Annotated in this window: 1 protein-coding gene; it reads right to left on the bottom strand. The window is 63.8% G+C overall.

The features are described from left to right. The coding region (locus A5753_RS25195) for a condensation domain-containing protein (RefSeq protein WP_231990073.1) at positions 1–1,493 on the bottom strand (1,493 nt) is incomplete at both ends.

Below are 1,493 nucleotides of genomic sequence, written 5' to 3'. Positions count from 1 at the left end.
AACACCAACGTGTTGACGAAAAAACCCACCAACTCATCGAGCGCAGGGTCACGGCGCCCGGCGATCGGGAACCCCACCGCCACATCAACACTGGCGCTGATCTTCGACAACAACACCGCTAACGCGGCCTGCACCACCATGAAACTGGTCGCATTATGCTCACCAGCTAACTGACGCACCCGCGCCTGCACCTCAGCCGGCCACTCCACCGCCACCGTGGCCCCGCGATAATCCGCCACCGCCGGATACGGCCGATCCGTGGGCAACTGCAGCTGCTCAGGCAACCCCGCCAGGGTCTGCTCCCAATACCCCAACTGCCCGGCAATACGACTACCGCTGTCATCAAGATCACCGAACTGCGCGCGCTGCCACAACGTGTAATCCACATACTGCACCGGCAACGGCGCCCACCCCGGCACCTGCCCCGCACACCGACTGGCATACGCCACACCCAAATCCCGCACCAACGGGGCCACCGACCACCCATCAGCAGCGATATGGTGCACCGCGGCCACCAACACATGCTCATCCTCAGCGACCCGGAAAAGCCTTGCCCGCAAAGGAATCTCGCCAGCCAAATCAAACGTGTAACGAGCCGCGGCGCCCACAGCCGCCTCCAGCCGATCATCCGGCCAGCCGACGGCATCAACAACCTGCCACCCGAAATCAACCCGCCCCACCGGAACAATCACCTGCTGAGGGACCCCGTCCACCGCCACAAACAACGTCCGCAAACTTTCATGACGGCCCACCACATCAGCCAGCGCCGCCCCCAACGCCTCAGCATCCAACCGACCACTGAGCCGCAACGCCACCGCCATGTTGTAAATCGGTGACGGCCCCTGCAACTGATCCAGGAACCACAACCGGGCCTGGGCAAACGACAACGGAACCACCGCCGGGCGCTCCACAGCCACCAACGGCTCCAGCCCACCCCCACCCGCACCCTCAATACGAGGCGCCAGCTCAGCCACCGTCGGCGCCTCGAACAACACCCGCACCGAAAGACCCGCATCAAAGGACTTATTCACCGCGGCAATCACCCGCATCGCCGACAGCGAATCCCCACCCACCTCAAAGAACGAGTCATCAACCCCGACCCGCTCCAAGCCAAGAACCTGGGCATAAATCCCAGCAACAATCTCTTCGGTCAAGCTGGTCGGGGCGCGATAGCCCTCGCCGTCTTGATAGCCCGGGGCCGGCAAGGCTTTGGTGTCGAGTTTGCCGTTAGCAGTCAGCGGCAACGCCTCGATCACCACGACCGCAGCCGGCACCATATAAGCGGGCAGCCGCTCAGCCACAGCGCTGCGCAACACCGCCGGCTCGGCGGTCCCGGTCACATACCCCACCAGACGCTTATCCCCAGCGACGTCCTCGCGCGCGATCACCACCGCCTGACGCACACCCTGCTGGGCGGCCAACACCGCTTGAACCTCACCCAACTCGATGCGATACCCGCGGATCTTGACCTGCTCATCAGCACGCCACACATA

The sequence above is a fragment of the Mycobacterium sp. 852002-51971_SCH5477799-a genome (assembly GCF_001667145.1).
Taxonomy (GTDB): domain Bacteria; phylum Actinomycetota; class Actinomycetes; order Mycobacteriales; family Mycobacteriaceae; genus Mycobacterium.
The sequence above is the reverse complement of the archived record's forward strand: the minus strand, read 5'-3'. Positions and strand labels throughout refer to the sequence as shown.